The following is a 13,378-nucleotide window of genomic DNA, read 5'->3' on the forward strand; positions in this document are numbered from 1 at the left end:
TAAATAATCCCCGTACATTGTCATGGCTCTAGATAAGTGAGCGTCCTTTTGTTCTTTTAACATTTTGCTCGCCCCCACAAAAGCATTTACAGTTAAGTCAGAAGGAAGCGATAAAGCTCCATGAGCAAACTGATTTCGAATCTTAGAAACAATATAAATCCCTTTTCCTTTGAAAGTAATATGATCATAATTAATATTTTTGGAGATTAAAGTTTTAAAAAGAGTTTGTAATTTATTTAGAGATTCTGTGTAGCCAGAAAGTAAAGGAACTTGCTTTTTTCTAAGTATGTAAGAGGTAGCTCTTATTTTTCCATGTGATTCTATATTACAGCCTTCAATTAAAGGCTCTAAGGTTTCCAAAGTAGATTCAAAAGCGCCCCAAACAAAATTAAAAAAGGATAGTTCTTTTGCAAGGGTAGATAACATAGCGCTCCTTTCATTTTCAAAGAAAAGTGCACTAGAACAATAGTTAATGCTTGAATCGAATTTTTCAGTTATTAGGTTAACTTCGTCTAATCCTGATGCCATTTGTAACCAACTAGAAATATGTTCCCATGAATCTTCTCGGCTATCAAAATTTAGAGTTCGAATAATACAATCTATTTTCCAAGCGTGTTCATCGGTGGGTAGTAATTTAACCATAGAATATCTCCCCTAAATTATAATATTTACTTTGAATTATATAACATTTTTTGTGTATTAAGGTTAAACATTCTTTAAAAAACATAACGTCAAAGTTACTGAACACTTTGAGAAAAATAACTACAAAAGGGTCACCATGCTGGGGAGGCAACCCTTAAATCGGAAATGTTAATATTCTCTATGCATGAAAGTAGCGCCGATAATAATTAGAAGTATAAATAGAACTACAATTAAGGCAAATGTTGAACCATTACGATTTCCACCGTAATAGCATCCATTGTTAATGCCACCAACATTTCCACCATAGTATCCCATAAAACACACCTCCTTTCTACAATATATAATATGTTAGCTATAGAGAAGGAGTGGGGTGTTAAACCATTCAGCTATAGGCAAAAAATATATTTTTGTGAGATGAGACAATAAAAAAAGGGTCACCTGGGATAGGAGTGACCCTTAGATACAAGATTCGGAGGTGTAAGGCTAAATTAGCTTTACCTTACTATTATTATGTTGTGATAGCTATGTTTGTATAGTGAATTGCCTGTGAAATAAATTTAAAAATAAAAAAGCCGTAGCATCGTATATAATTCCAACACCTCATCATCTGACAGGTTGGATATTTTATTAATTAAATGAAATTTTGAGGAACACATTCACGAACACCAGAATTTCTCAAGGAGTTAAATAAAGCTGCACTGATTCTTAATAAAACATTGTTATCTGTTCCATTTTCTAAATCATAAATTACGTAGTATGCATTATCAACTGTAAAAATACATTTTCGTTCTAATTTAAATCCAGGTGGTACAGTTGGAAGTTTAATAACTGGTCGAATTACAGGTGTATCTCCTTCATCTCTGATAAAATTGAAAGTTTGTTGGTCAATCTCATAGATATTAACTGGATCAATCTCCACACCTTGAGCTGGAATAGTAATTTCATCTTCAACTAATAGGAAAAAGCGTTCGTTTCGAAAATTGAAAAGACTTCTCGCTCCAATTTCAAATGATGCCATTTTATATTCACCTCCTCTTCTATTCAATATTTTATTCATATCGAATACAGTTGTTTGGACAAAAAGGAAGGTGGAGTAAAGAATAGTTTCTGGACTGAAGTCATTAAATGCTAATAGTAAGTGTGAGATTGGACTACGAATATCAGATATACATGTAACTTTAATGAACAATATGAGTAAATTAGCTTGCATAAAAGAACGTTTGTTCTTATAATTAGGACGAACTAAGGTTCTTTTAGGAGGGCTAATATTGAGAGAATTACTAGACGAAATTGATAAATTTATACGTTTTATTGCTTATGATAAGGATGCTTGTTTCGATGGAGAATTGATAACAGATGAATTAAGAGAATATCTAGTTGAGACATTTGAAATGACTAAAAAAAGCTTGTACTTAATATTGCACAAAAAACGTTACGAAACAAAAAAATATTGCATCAATCAAAATGACATGTTTTATAAGATTAATCAAATTCTCTACTATTTAGATACTTATAATAACCTTTATTTAGATGAAGATTGCTTGAATGATATAGCGCGAAAAAGTTTGAAAAGTAATTTAGAAAAAATATTACAAGCTGTAAAAGTTGATAAAACACTAACAATAGATAGAGATATTTTAGCAACAATACAATAATAGCCTTTACGGAAAATACCGGAGGCACTAACAAACAGGTGAATGGCCTGTTTTGTTGGTGCCTCTTTTTATTTTATTAAAGGAGTGGAGGACATGAGGACGTTACAAACAGAGTTGGTACAAAAGGGATTAAGTAAAGAAGTTGAAGGGCAAGCGTCAAAAAGACGTCAACCTAAAAAGAAGATGAGTCAAAGAGAAATTGAAGAGTTAATGGGAATTAGACGCAGCACTTATAAACGAGTAAATGGATCATTTAGACAGAAAGGGTGATTGTTAATGAAAGTTGTTCAACCAATACGTGATCCAGAAAAGGTAAATGCAATGCTTCAATATTTAAAAAGCATGAATGAGAGAGACTATATGCTGTTCTACATTGGGATAAGCGCTGGACTTCGAATATCAGACATGTTACAGCTTCGCAAAGAGGACGTTCAATACGCTCATATAGACATCGTAGAGAAAAAGACAAATAAATCTAAACGATTTACGTTTCCTCCATATATAAGGAAAGATGTTCAACGATATATACAGGGTTTGAGTGAAGGTGAGTATCTTTTTAGAAGTAGACAAGGGGACAATCGTCCAATTGATAGATCGACAGCATATAGAATCTTACGTAAAGCAGCAGAGGAATGTGGAATTAGAGAAATAGGGACTCATACATTACGAAAAACATTTGGTTACCATTTCTATTTAAAGTCTAAAGACATAGTGGCACTACAAGCTGTATTCAATCACTCTTCACCAGAAACAACATTGAGATATGTAGGAATCAACCAAGATGTATTGGATAAAGCAATGGATAACTTTAAGCCTGATTGGGTGAAATGATAAATTAATTTCTTTCTTATTTATACAGTACAACATAAAAAAAGAGTGGCGTGCACTCATATTAAGAAGTGGGTTAAAGCATTGATAATAAAGGGTTTGTGCTAAATGGTGAGTGCACCAGTCTATTTATTGAAGTGCGGTAGAGGGGGCAAAGACAAAAATGACCATAGATGAAGCAAGAGAGAAGATAAAAAGGTTAGAGGATTATATCGAATTGGTAGAAAGATCTGTTCCAGAAACGTTTGAGCAGCATGCCATAAAGCTATATGTTTTGCATGAGCATGTAGCGAGAGTGGCTAAAATGTTGAACGAGATGGGCTTTCGTATTGGTAAACGAAAAGTAATCGGAACAGATGTATCAGATATATTACGGTCTAAGCCAACAGATGAACTACATGAACTGGCAGTAAAGTTATTTAAACAAAACAAGAAGATGGTTAAGGGGAGAGTGTAAATGGAGATCATGAAGAACTATGCAGATTTATTACGCATTATAGATATTGTAAAGGCTGAAATCGAAATGCTAGAGGTAGATAAAGAATATTGGATTGGTAAGAATGAGCATTTGCCATTCTCCTCAATAGGTGCAGACAAGTATGGTCTTGATGTCGCATCGCAACGTACGGATCGTTTGAATGTGCGTATTGCTTCACTTGAAGAAAAGCTAGAACACTATCAAGCAATTGAAAAAGAGATTCGTGAAAACGTTGAGAAGCTAGAAGGCTTAAAATATAAAATTGCTAAATTGCGTTTTATTGATGGCATGACATATCAAGAAATTGCGGATAAATTGGACTATTCATATGGCTATATTCGTAAGGTGGTATCACATGGTAACAAAGAGGTAACAACTGCGCTTGTCAAAGCGTGATATATTAACAGATGAAGAAACAGGGAATACCAACTAAATAGACGTTTGCTAGAACGTTAACACTCCGAAGTCACATCTAACTAGGTGTGGCTTTTTATTTTGAAATTGGTTACAACTACGGTGAGATAATCGTTGGCAGAAAAATTTATTGGCATTAATGTTATGATCATAGTCCAAATGGATTTATTCCAGTTGAATCGATTATGGAGATTTTGACGGTTTTACTTATACGAGATTAAAGCCCGTGCTTCACATATTATGACTAATATAATGAGATTGACAGTTGATTAAAAAGTATTTGATTTCATTTGCATATTAAATCATAAAGGAGAATGATGAAGTGAATTTTGGTTATTACCCAAATTGGACTGCATATACTCAAAATGCTCTTGCTCAAGTACCTTGTGGAGGTGATTCCCTATGATGCCAAGTAGAATGCCAGGAGGAATGCCAGGAGGATTCCCAGGAGGAATGCCAGGAGGATTCCCAGGAGGAATGCCAGGAAGATTCCCAGGAGGAATGCCAGGAGGATTCCCAGGAGGAATGCCAGGAGGATTCCCAGGAGGAATGCCAGGAAGATTCCCAGGAGGAATGCCAGGAGGAATGCCAGGAAGATTCCCAGGAGGAATGCCAGGAAGATTCCCAGGAGGAATGCCAGGAGGATTCCCAGGAGGAATGCCAGGAAGATTCCCAGGAGGAATGCCAGGAGGATTCCCGGGAGGAATGCCAGGAAGATTCCCATGAAGAATACCGATAGTAATACCAGTACCAGTACCAGGAGGAGGAGGAGTCTATCCAGTACCAACATCACCACCTCCTCAATATACGCCTCAAAAGCCTCAAGGATTTAATTACCTAATAGATTCGGGCGTTATGTCAAATTGCCTTTATAAATATACGTATGTTTGGATGACCGATGGAAGTGAATTTTGGTATTTTCCAACTAATTTAGGAGCTAACACTGTAGGGGGTTATTATTATGATGTATATCAGTGGGTTTATTTTGTCATAGATACACAGTATATTGATGCAGCTGTTTGTAGTTAGAAAATTAAACATGAGTTGTTTAATAATAACCAAAGTAAATGAATGTAGTATGAAGTTTTAATAAAAATTATTATTTTTATTATGCCTTGAGAGGTTGAGTATGAAATTGAAAGAGGAAAATTTAAAAGGATCACCCGGAGGATAGCGACCCTTAGTAAAGTTTTGGAGGTGTAAGGTTAAATTAGTATTCCCTTACAACAGTTATGAGCATTATGGTGGTAATCGGTATTAATAACCTTTCATCATGAAAGTAGCGCCGACAATAATTAGAAGAATGAATAGAACAACAATTAGCGCAAATGCTGAACCAGTTCCACTTCCGTAATATTGAGACATAATATTGCCTCCTTTCTATAATTTATTATATGTACAGCTGTCAAAATGAATTGCGATATTTGTCTTAGTAATACTTAGTAAAAGATTTAATGAAAAATAACATTAGATTTTCAAGCATCTCAAATGAGGTGCTTTTTATTATGCCTTGAAGACTGTATATCCTATCGACCATCAAATAATCGTAGGCGTTAATCGTGGGGTTATGAGTAGGGTGTACAGTCTTGAAGATATAAAGTCGAAAGCTAAACAGACTATAAAAGCTAATGAGCAAATCATTATTAATTGTGGAGGGCTGAACAATGAAATGATAAAGACTGAACGTAAACAAGAACTAATCAAGCACATTAATAATAATGAGTTGATGAAGTTTTATAAGAGCCGTGAGTGGATGTCTTTACGCAAAGAAGCATTAAAGCGTGACAACTATGAATGCCAGTTATGTAAAGCAGCTGGTCGCTATCACAAAGCTGAAAATGTTCATCATATGAAAGAAGTTAAGACGCATCCACATTTGTCATTGACTCTAAGCAACTTACAATGCTTATGCATTAAATGTCACAACGATGTACATGATCGACTAGAGGTAACGAGAGCAACCAAGTATATGAATGATGAGAGGTGGTAACATGCAACTTACTGATGGCACATGGACATATGATACAGATGTTATCAATGCTGCAGTTACAAATGAGTATCGTGATTGGTATGAGCGAGACATGTTGAACGCCTTTACTCGTTACGCTTACTATCGATACAAACAGATAAGAGATTGTGTCAATGCTCGTAAGTGTAAGCATATGACGATTGATAAGGTGCGAGAACAATTGAAAAACAATAACAAACTTGATTTCACATGTAATTTGTTATCGATTTCGGCCGAAGAAATTTTGTACATCATTGACTTCGCTGATTGGCATTTAAAATACGTAAAATAAATACCCCCCGGTCAAAAAATTTCCGATTTATTAAGGGGTTCGTTCAACGAGTAGGGTTCAGGAATGAATATATTTTTTGGATTTCCGCGCGACAACATGCACACTAAATTGTTGGTGTATAAATATGCAATAGGAAAGGTGGGCGGTAAGGGTGCAAAGTCATGAATTAGCATTTGAAGATTGGCTTGAAAGTATGAAGTATAAGGACATCGCGGCGAAATACAACGTCAAGGAAAATACGGTAAAATCCTGGTACAAGCGATACAATTGGAAAGAAAAGAAGGAGCAGTGCACACAAGAAAGTGGGCAAGAAGCGGTAACAATTGCACCCGAAATCGTTGAGTTAGTACCAGGTAATAAAAAGTTGCGTAGAAGAATTGAAAAGGATCTTCGAGAGCAGCTTTTTGAAATGGGAGCAACCCAGGCACACTTTATGGATCTCGTTGATGATTACCTTGCTATGTGGGATGTGAAAAACATGCTCATTGAGGATATTCAAGAGCGAGGTGTTACAGTTCCAGGTGCTCGCGGTGAAAAGAAAAATGATAGCATTGGCGAGCTCAATAAAACGAATGCACAAATGCTTAAAATATTAAGCGAACTAGGACTTAAAACAAGTGAGATTAAAATTGAAGGTGAGGATGATGACTACTAGAAAAAGTAATGTTCATATTGACAACTACATCGATGTGGTATGCAGCGGTGAAATTTTAGTCAGTAAAGATGTAGCTGCATTAATCGAACTAGTAGAGCAGAAATTAACACAAGAAAAATGTGTGGATTGATGAAGATGCTATTAACCAAGCGATTGATTCCATAGAAAAATACTTTCCTTTCAAACTTTTGAAATGGCAAAAGTTCGTGGTTGCGTGTATGTTCGGACTTTTTTACGATGATGATTCACTTGTTTTAATGAATTTCTATTATACATGGGCCGTGGAGCAGGGAAGAATGCATTTTTGCAGCACTTGCATTTCATATGAGTGGTAAACAAGGAATAAGAGGTTACAACATTGATATTGTAGCTACATCCGAAAAACAAGCTAAAACATCGTTTAACGATTTATTTGATGTATTAGAAGATCACTGGAAGACATTCAAAAAACATTTCAAAAAAACAAGGCAAGTGATTCGTCACATCAAAACGAAATCTGAAGTTAGCTATTATACAAATAATGCTAAAACAAAAGATGGATTCCGACCAGGTATTGTTGTTTTCGATGAAATCTATGCCTATGAAACGTTTTTTGTGACTTGACCTTAAAAACAGAAAACTGTAATTAATACCTAATAAATTATTAACTGCTAAATTGTTAGTACGGATAAAAATCAATTTTTGGGTGTGTAACGAGCATCAATCAAACGAACCTCCGTTACACAAAAAAGTCACATTTCCCCCGAAAACCCATGAAATCAGGCAAAAGGCAAGTCTTTGTACATTCGTGAGAAACCTTGCTATAATAACCATTGCGAATACATATGAAAGAGGGTAAAAGCATGAACGCTTACGATGAATATATGAAACAGGTAGTGAAACCGATGCGTGAGGAGTTAGTTGGGGCTGGATTTACGGAGCTTACGACGGCTGATGCGGTGAATGAGTTTATGGCGGAGACGAAGGGGACTTCGTTGGTTGTGATTAACTCGGTTTGTGGTTGTGCGGCTGGGTTGGCGCGTCCGGCTGCTCGTGAGGCAGTGGAGGCGGTTAAGCCTGATAATCTTGTGACTGTTTTTGCGGGTCAGGATCCTGAAGCGACTGCTGCAATGCGTAGCTTTTTTGAGGATGTACCACCAAGTTCACCATCAATGGCAATTTTAAAGGATGGGCAATTGGCATACTTTATTCCACGTGAACAAATTGAAGGATTCCCTGTGGAGCAAATTGTTTCACATTTAACAGGTGTTTTAGAGCAAACATGCGAGAAGTAAAAACCATTGTTACGACAGCGGGCAGACCAGACGATTTATCGTTGGGGCTCGCTGCTTTTGCGTGTAAACAATTAGATGCATCATTTGAGCCAAGAAAAAAGCGTTCTGTTCGGAAGATCTCTCAGGAATTGCATGCGCATGTGATCGTTGCTGGGAAAAATCGTTTTGAGTATTATGCTTTTGGTGCCAATGAGCCGTTTTTCTTCCATCCGAATTCAGCAGCGTTTCGCTTAAAGCGTGTAGCTCGTGGAGAAGTGGAGCCGTTTTTAGAAGCGGCACAGCTTGAAAAAGGAAATTCGGTGCTTGATTGTACATTGGGACTTGCTGCGGATGCCATGTTGGCGGCTTATACAGTTGGGGAAGCGGGGAGAGTCGTTGGGCTAGAAGCGAATCCTAATGTGGCCTTTATTGTTGAGCAAGGAATGCAATCTTACGATACGACTGAGTTGCCATTAACTGTATGTATGCGCCAAATTGAAGTGGTGCAGGCTGAAGCAGTTAACTATTTGAAAACTTTACCGGACAATACTTTTGATGTCGTATATATGGATCCGATGTTTGAAGAGATTATTGAAGAAGCCAATAATTTTGAAGCATTACGCTTAGCTGGTGAACATGTGACATTAACGGATGAATGGGTAAGTGAGGCGAAACGAGTGGCGAGAAAACGGGTAGTGTTAAAGGCTCATTTTCGCTCAGAATGGTTTACCAAATATCAATTTAGACAATTCACAAGAACAACAGCGAAGTTTCATTATGGTGTTCTGGATGTTGAATGAAGTAAATATTGTGTTTTCAAGAGGTTTGTTCATTGTGAACGGGCCTCTATTTTTTTATCTAAAATTCAAAATATGGTAATATGAAGCAGTATTGGATAATTAATTAATTAATTAATTTGAGTGATATCTATTCCTTTTTAAAGAGAAGAATAGAATTGATTCCAAGACAAATGAATTTTCTATAAAAAGGAGAACAACAATGAATCGAAAAGAAATTGCCCAGGAAACATTACGAATTCAGGAGCAAGGCTATTATAAATATGGCAATGAGCAAATAGATTTTGCGGAAGCACAAAAATTTTCTGAGAAGAATAGTGAGTTGATTGACCCGAAACAGGGGAAAGACATTGTCAAAGAATATCTTAATCTTCCTAAACTGCAACAACAACTTGTATATTCCTTGGGAAATGAAGCAACGGTAAAAGCAATTATTGACTTTGCTGCAACAGGAAAAGAGAAAATTAGGGTGTTAAACTTTGCGAGTGCAAAAAATCCTGGTGGTGGATTTTTAAAGGGGGCTATGGCTCAGGAGGAAAGTTTGGCAGCTTCCAGTGGGTTATATAAAACGCAGCTTTGTAACGAGGGCTATTATAAGGCAAATCGTTCGAATCGATCGATGATGTATACGAATTATGCAATTTACTCTCCAGATGTTGTCTTTTTCCGTGATGAGCGCTTTGCTCTGATGAAACAGCCCGTGACAGCCTCGGTGCTAACTTTACCTGCTGTGAACTACGGACAGGCTTTGGCGAAGGGAGAAGATAGTCAGGAAGCAGAACGTGTAATGAAAGATCGAATGCGATTAGCATTAGCGCTATTCGCATATAAAGGAGACAAGCATTTAATTTTAGGAGCATATGGCTGTGGTGTCTTTCGAAATGATCCACAAAAAATTGCTGCATGGTGGCGTGAGCTTATAGAGGATGAAGGCTTTGGACAATTATTCACAGAGATTAGGTTTGCCGTATTAGACACCTCTAAAAATCACAACTGCATTAGTGCGTTTACTAATATAGTAGAATAATTTAATAAGCAAAAGAAAGATGTGGCGATCTGAAAAAGAAATAAGAACATTATTTGAACTTGATTTATTAAAAAAGGCACAGTCAATGGAACTTACGAAACCCTCTAGTCCGTGGGGGCATGAAACAGTAATCCCTGCATCTGGTGTAATTGCGTGTGGATGGGATCAAGATTAAAACGTTGTTCTGATTAGCGGTTCAGGATACAGCATGGCAGAGCCAACTACTGGTTCTCGCATACATAGAGCTTATGATGCTAATACGGCTTATGACAGTATAAGTGAAGATAATTTATTTTATTTTATTTTGCACCTCTATTACATGACTCGGTTATGTTTGAAATGGATATAGAAGAAATTTCTGATTTTTTGGAAAAAAGAAAGCAGAATGTTAATTTAGGAAAGGAGATTTTGCACATGACGGCAGACAAAATTCCTCGTTAAGCTCGTGGTCCTCCGCGGCCAATTATAATCTCATTTAAATAATTAACAAGGAGAGACAAATATGATTGGTCCGAAAAAAGTAACGAGAGAAGAAAGAATGGAAATTGCTTATTCAATTGCTAACCAAGTTTTAGAAAGATATGGTTCACAGGTTCAAGCTATAGGAATTTACGGTTCGTTAGCTCGAAAAAGTGATGGACTATTTTCAGATATAGAAATTAAATGTATTTTAAACTCTTTAGATGAGAGTTTTAACTATGAATGGACAGCTGGTGATTGGAAGGCAGAAGTGAACTTTGAAAGTGCAGAAGATATTATGGAAGAGGCAATTACAGTTGAAGAAGATTGGCCATTGACACATGGGCAATTTTTCGACATTCTACCTGTGTATGACCCGGAAGATTTTTTTCATGAACTAAAAACAAAAGCCAACTCAGTAGCTAGTTCAATATTTAAAGAAGCTATCTGTCGAACGTTAATAGAAGAAATGTACGAGTATATCGGTAAATTGAGAAATATTGAAATGAATGGTCCTCATACATTTTTACCGATTTTGGCGATGAAAATTGCTACTGCTGGTGCAATGATTTTGGGATTACACAATAAACAAGTTTTCACAACTTCTGCACAAGTATTACCTGAAGCATTGTCGTTAACAGATAAGCCTGAAGGGTTTGACGTTCTATGCGAATTGGTGATGTCTGGGAATCTCTCAAACCCACAACATATTATTGCGATCTGCGAGAACTATTGGGATTCATTACTAAAATGGTCTTCTCAACATGGGTATCAAATTGAATGTTCAACTGTTATACCTTTGTAACTTAAAATGAACTGTTTACTTTTTAAAAACTCTATGATATAATATAAATCGTGCTATTTTAGGTGGCATATTTACGTAATCTGGAATTCTGCTTTTTGTTTTTGTAGATACTTATTCACACTGGCGCATGCTATAGGGCTGCAAGGACGCAAAAGAAGGTTGGGTTTGCGTTGCTTAAGTTAGAAAGCACACAGTGGAATTTTACCGCGGTGATGAAACATTTACGTTTCAAGATAATATTCCCCAGATGATTGGGTTGAGACTTTACAATTTACGAAAAATGTTACCTATTAAATACTAAAGGGGTGGTTTCGCAAAAGCGAGGCTGCCCCTTGTCTAATTTGCGGATAGAAAAGCTGAAGCGACGAAAAGAACCATCGAAAAGACATATAGAAGAGCTATCTGATAGTAGACCGAACTTTGTCTACTCTTTTTTATATAATGAATTCCCAACGGTTACATTCTATATAGTTCTTTTTGATTATTTTTTCAGATAAATATTTCAATATATATGAACTTATGTAACAATGTTTATTAATATTTTAACTTAAAAATACCTATATAAAATTTGTGAGTTATTTACAATATTACTATAGTGCAAATGTTGAAAACGAAATCGCTACCGACTGTCGTATTCGTTGGTAACAAGTTAATACCATGTTCAAAAGCGAAGCCGTCTGGATATGGGATGTTATGGGAAGTAGTAAAGTGACATATTGAATTAGAAGATATCAATTGATCAAAGTGCAAAATAGCCCTACTGAACCCTTAGTTTTCTGAATATTTCTACTTTTATTATAGAAATGATACTAGCTAAAAGCTGTCGTGACAAAATTATAGAGGAAAATTGTGGAGGTATAGATATGGCGGTAAAGCAGACATTATTGATTTTAGATGTATTAGATCATCGAAAAGTGGGGGTGACTATGAATGAATAAAGTCGGTTTTTTGACTATCGGACAATCACCTCGTTTAGACATTACACCAACATTTAAAGAAATATTTCATAAAGATATAGAAATTGTTGAAAGAGGAGCATTAGATTCCTTAAATGAAGCACAATTACTATCAGTTATTGTGAGAAACGAAAAGAATATATGTGCTTCGCGATTGCGTGATGGTAGATCGATAATCTTGAGCAGAAGAAAACTGCTACCATTATTACAAAATGAATTATTGAAGTTGGAACAAGCGGTTGATATGGTCGTCGTATTAAGCACAGATGATTTGCCGACTTTAACATGTGGAAAGCCCGTTTTTTATCCAAATCGAATCGTAACCCAAGCTGTTAGTGCAATGGCCGAAAAACCGAAAATAGGTTTAATTATCCCATTAGATGAACAGAGGAGAAGTAAGCTTAAAAAGTGGCAAGAGGTTTCGGATGATATCACAGTTGCTGTTGCCTCACCATATGATTATGGAAACTTTAAAGAAGCAGCTCGTTATCTTAAAGATTACCGGGTGGATTTAATTATTTTAGATTGTATGGGATACAATGATGAGCATAGGCAGTTTGTTAGAACAGAGAGTGGTATTTTTACAATTTTGCCACGTACTTTAGTAGCAAGAATGGTACTTGAATACTTATAACAAGACTAAAAAGAACGTTCCAGACTGTAGATGTTATAGATAAATTTAGTCTACAGTCTTTTTTATTTTGTCGAAACTTAATGATCAGAGAGGAGGTCTGGGGGAAGATTCGCAAGTAGCTCAAAAAGTTCAGGACTGTGAGCGGAAGAATTGGCTATAAAAGTAGAAAAGTCCGCAAGCTCGCGGACTTTCTTTGTAAAAAGGAATTGTATTAGTTCGTGAAGCATAAAGATGATAAGTAACCTAACATTATTAAAAGACCAATACCCATTGCGATTTCCATGTTCTGTACCTCCTTTAAAAAAAACGACACATTTAACCAGCATACTGTTAATAAATGCCCGATTAGTTTGGGGCAACAAGATGATGGTCATACAAACGTTTTCACAGGATGTGAAGTTTTTACTTTATACATAAATATTGTACAATGAATTATAGAAATATGAAACCTTTTATAGGCTTATGCGTATATATA

Annotated in this window: 21 protein-coding genes; 16 read left to right on the forward strand and 5 right to left on the reverse strand. The window is 36.0% G+C overall.

Annotated features, from left to right (window positions below; translation table 11 throughout):
- The 3 genes from ACMZ42_RS17250 to ACMZ42_RS17260 form a co-directional block, all read right to left on the reverse strand.
- The coding region (locus ACMZ42_RS17250) for a hypothetical protein (protein ID WP_415732158.1) at positions 1 to 642 on the reverse strand (642 nt) is incomplete at its 3' end.
- Positions 643 to 810: 168 nt separating this feature from the next.
- The gene (locus ACMZ42_RS17255; protein ID WP_415732159.1) at positions 811 to 957 is read right to left on the reverse strand and encodes a YjcZ family sporulation protein; all 147 of its coding nucleotides are present in this window, start codon (positions 955 to 957) and stop codon (positions 811 to 813) included.
- 316 nt (positions 958 to 1,273) lie between these two features.
- Positions 1,274 to 1,660 (reverse strand): spore coat protein, encoded by a 387-nt coding sequence (locus ACMZ42_RS17260; RefSeq protein WP_415732160.1) that lies wholly within the window; start codon positions 1,658 to 1,660, stop codon positions 1,274 to 1,276.
- Between the two features lie 250 nt (positions 1,661 to 1,910).
- On the opposite strand from ACMZ42_RS17260, the gene ACMZ42_RS17265 reads away from it, so the two are divergent.
- From ACMZ42_RS17265 to ACMZ42_RS17285, 5 genes are all read left to right on the forward strand, one after another.
- On the forward strand, positions 1,911 to 2,297 hold the full coding sequence (locus tag ACMZ42_RS17265) for a hypothetical protein (RefSeq protein WP_415732161.1): 387 nt from the start codon (positions 1,911 to 1,913) through the stop codon (positions 2,295 to 2,297).
- Between the two features lie 93 nt (positions 2,298 to 2,390).
- Positions 2,391 to 2,567, forward strand: a complete 177-nt coding sequence (locus tag ACMZ42_RS17270) for a hypothetical protein (protein ID WP_415732162.1) — start codon at positions 2,391 to 2,393, stop codon at positions 2,565 to 2,567.
- A 6-nt stretch (positions 2,568 to 2,573) separates the two neighbouring features.
- Positions 2,574 to 3,128 (forward strand): site-specific integrase, encoded by a 555-nt coding sequence (locus ACMZ42_RS17275; RefSeq protein ID WP_415732164.1) that lies wholly within the window; start codon positions 2,574 to 2,576, stop codon positions 3,126 to 3,128.
- 160 nt (positions 3,129 to 3,288) lie between these two features.
- On the forward strand, positions 3,289 to 3,582 hold the full coding sequence (locus ACMZ42_RS17280; RefSeq protein WP_415732165.1) for a hypothetical protein: 294 nt from the start codon (positions 3,289 to 3,291) through the stop codon (positions 3,580 to 3,582).
- Positions 3,583 to 3,999, forward strand: a complete 417-nt coding sequence (locus tag ACMZ42_RS17285; RefSeq protein ID WP_415732166.1) for a hypothetical protein — start codon at positions 3,583 to 3,585, stop codon at positions 3,997 to 3,999.
- Between the two features lie 418 nt (positions 4,000 to 4,417).
- On the opposite strand, the gene ACMZ42_RS17290 is transcribed toward ACMZ42_RS17285, so the two are convergent.
- Positions 4,418 to 4,807: a hypothetical protein gene (locus tag ACMZ42_RS17290; protein ID WP_415732167.1), complete on the reverse strand. Its 390-nt coding sequence runs from the start codon at positions 4,805 to 4,807 to the stop codon at positions 4,418 to 4,420.
- Positions 4,808 to 5,274: 467 nt separating this feature from the next.
- Positions 5,275 to 5,382, reverse strand: a complete 108-nt coding sequence (locus tag ACMZ42_RS17295) for a YjcZ family sporulation protein (protein WP_415732168.1) — start codon at positions 5,380 to 5,382, stop codon at positions 5,275 to 5,277.
- 361 nt (positions 5,383 to 5,743) lie between these two features.
- On the opposite strand from ACMZ42_RS17295, the gene ACMZ42_RS17300 reads away from it, so the two are divergent.
- From ACMZ42_RS17300 to ACMZ42_RS17350, 11 genes are all read left to right on the forward strand, one after another.
- Positions 5,744 to 6,007, forward strand: coding sequence for an HNH endonuclease (locus tag ACMZ42_RS17300; protein WP_415732252.1), 264 nt, complete (start codon positions 5,744 to 5,746; stop codon positions 6,005 to 6,007).
- A 1-nt stretch (position 6,008) separates the two neighbouring features.
- A complete protein-coding gene (locus ACMZ42_RS17305; protein ID WP_415732169.1) occupies positions 6,009 to 6,317 on the forward strand; it encodes a hypothetical protein in 309 nt (102 codons plus the stop codon).
- A 151-nt stretch (positions 6,318 to 6,468) separates the two neighbouring features.
- Positions 6,469 to 6,972, forward strand: coding sequence for a P27 family phage terminase small subunit (locus tag ACMZ42_RS17310; RefSeq protein ID WP_415732170.1), 504 nt, complete (start codon positions 6,469 to 6,471; stop codon positions 6,970 to 6,972).
- Positions 6,962 to 7,102: a hypothetical protein gene (locus tag ACMZ42_RS17315; RefSeq protein ID WP_415732171.1), complete on the forward strand. Its 141-nt coding sequence runs from the start codon at positions 6,962 to 6,964 to the stop codon at positions 7,100 to 7,102. Before ACMZ42_RS17310 ends, ACMZ42_RS17315 begins: the two co-directional genes overlap by 11 nt.
- Positions 7,103 to 7,296: 194 nt before the next feature.
- Positions 7,297 to 7,575 carry a terminase large subunit domain-containing protein gene (locus ACMZ42_RS17320; RefSeq protein WP_415732172.1) on the forward strand — a complete coding sequence of 93 codons (279 nt, stop codon included), beginning with the start codon at positions 7,297 to 7,299 and terminating at the stop codon, positions 7,573 to 7,575.
- A gap of 239 nt (positions 7,576 to 7,814) precedes the next feature.
- A complete protein-coding gene (locus ACMZ42_RS17325) occupies positions 7,815 to 8,246 on the forward strand; it encodes a BrxA/BrxB family bacilliredoxin (protein WP_370079017.1) in 432 nt (143 codons plus the stop codon).
- Positions 8,234 to 9,025 carry a class I SAM-dependent methyltransferase gene (locus ACMZ42_RS17330; RefSeq protein ID WP_415732173.1) on the forward strand — a complete coding sequence of 264 codons (792 nt, stop codon included), beginning with the start codon at positions 8,234 to 8,236 and terminating at the stop codon, positions 9,023 to 9,025. Before ACMZ42_RS17325 ends, ACMZ42_RS17330 begins: the two co-directional genes overlap by 13 nt.
- 199 nt (positions 9,026 to 9,224) lie before the next feature.
- Positions 9,225 to 10,049: a TIGR02452 family protein gene (locus ACMZ42_RS17335; protein WP_415732174.1), complete on the forward strand. Its 825-nt coding sequence runs from the start codon at positions 9,225 to 9,227 to the stop codon at positions 10,047 to 10,049.
- Positions 10,050 to 10,068: 19 nt separating this feature from the next.
- Positions 10,069 to 10,224 (forward strand): hypothetical protein, encoded by a 156-nt coding sequence (locus tag ACMZ42_RS17340; RefSeq protein ID WP_415732175.1) that lies wholly within the window; start codon positions 10,069 to 10,071, stop codon positions 10,222 to 10,224.
- Positions 10,225 to 10,551: 327 nt separating this feature from the next.
- The gene (locus ACMZ42_RS17345) at positions 10,552 to 11,313 is read left to right on the forward strand and encodes an ANT(4')-I family aminoglycoside nucleotidyltransferase (RefSeq protein WP_402873648.1); all 762 of its coding nucleotides are present in this window, start codon (positions 10,552 to 10,554) and stop codon (positions 11,311 to 11,313) included.
- Between the two features lie 930 nt (positions 11,314 to 12,243).
- The gene (locus ACMZ42_RS17350; RefSeq protein WP_415732176.1) at positions 12,244 to 12,903 is read left to right on the forward strand and encodes an AroM family protein; all 660 of its coding nucleotides are present in this window, start codon (positions 12,244 to 12,246) and stop codon (positions 12,901 to 12,903) included.
- Positions 12,904 to 13,378 lie beyond the last annotated feature (475 nt).

The organism is Lysinibacillus sp. NPDC056185 (assembly GCF_047737915.1).
Taxonomy (GTDB): Bacteria; Bacillota; Bacilli; order Bacillales_A; family Planococcaceae; genus Lysinibacillus.

Bases quoted from the DNA above. Each gene is read 5' to 3' on its own strand.
- ACMZ42_RS17255 (WP_415732159.1), bottom strand. From the start codon at position 957: ATGGGATACTATGGTGGAAATGTTGGTGGCATTAACAATGGATGCTAT.
- ACMZ42_RS17260 (WP_415732160.1), bottom strand. From the start codon at position 1,660: ATGGCATCATTTGAAATTGGAGCGAGAAGTCTTTTCAATTTTCGAAAC.
- ACMZ42_RS17270 (WP_415732162.1), top strand. From the start codon at position 2,391: ATGAGGACGTTACAAACAGAGTTGGTACAAAAGGGATTAAGTAAAGAA.
- ACMZ42_RS17275 (WP_415732164.1), top strand. From the start codon at position 2,574: ATGAAAGTTGTTCAACCAATACGTGATCCAGAAAAGGTAAATGCAATG.
- ACMZ42_RS17280 (WP_415732165.1), top strand. From the start codon at position 3,289: ATGACCATAGATGAAGCAAGAGAGAAGATAAAAAGGTTAGAGGATTAT.
- ACMZ42_RS17285 (WP_415732166.1), top strand. From the start codon at position 3,583: ATGGAGATCATGAAGAACTATGCAGATTTATTACGCATTATAGATATT.
- ACMZ42_RS17290 (WP_415732167.1), bottom strand. From the start codon at position 4,807: ATGTTGGTACTGGATAGACTCCTCCTCCTCCTGGTACTGGTACTGGTA.
- ACMZ42_RS17295 (WP_415732168.1), bottom strand. From the start codon at position 5,382: ATGTCTCAATATTACGGAAGTGGAACTGGTTCAGCATTTGCGCTAATT.
- ACMZ42_RS17300 (WP_415732252.1), top strand. From the start codon at position 5,744: ATGAAGTTTTATAAGAGCCGTGAGTGGATGTCTTTACGCAAAGAAGCA.
- ACMZ42_RS17305 (WP_415732169.1), top strand. From the start codon at position 6,009: ATGCAACTTACTGATGGCACATGGACATATGATACAGATGTTATCAAT.
- ACMZ42_RS17315 (WP_415732171.1), top strand. From the start codon at position 6,962: ATGACTACTAGAAAAAGTAATGTTCATATTGACAACTACATCGATGTG.
- ACMZ42_RS17320 (WP_415732172.1), top strand. From the start codon at position 7,297: ATGAGTGGTAAACAAGGAATAAGAGGTTACAACATTGATATTGTAGCT.
- ACMZ42_RS17325 (WP_370079017.1), top strand. From the start codon at position 7,815: ATGAACGCTTACGATGAATATATGAAACAGGTAGTGAAACCGATGCGT.
- ACMZ42_RS17330 (WP_415732173.1), top strand. From the start codon at position 8,234: ATGCGAGAAGTAAAAACCATTGTTACGACAGCGGGCAGACCAGACGAT.
- ACMZ42_RS17335 (WP_415732174.1), top strand. From the start codon at position 9,225: ATGAATCGAAAAGAAATTGCCCAGGAAACATTACGAATTCAGGAGCAA.
- ACMZ42_RS17340 (WP_415732175.1), top strand. From the start codon at position 10,069: ATGTGGCGATCTGAAAAAGAAATAAGAACATTATTTGAACTTGATTTA.
- ACMZ42_RS17345 (WP_402873648.1), top strand. From the start codon at position 10,552: ATGATTGGTCCGAAAAAAGTAACGAGAGAAGAAAGAATGGAAATTGCT.
- ACMZ42_RS17350 (WP_415732176.1), top strand. From the start codon at position 12,244: ATGAATAAAGTCGGTTTTTTGACTATCGGACAATCACCTCGTTTAGAC.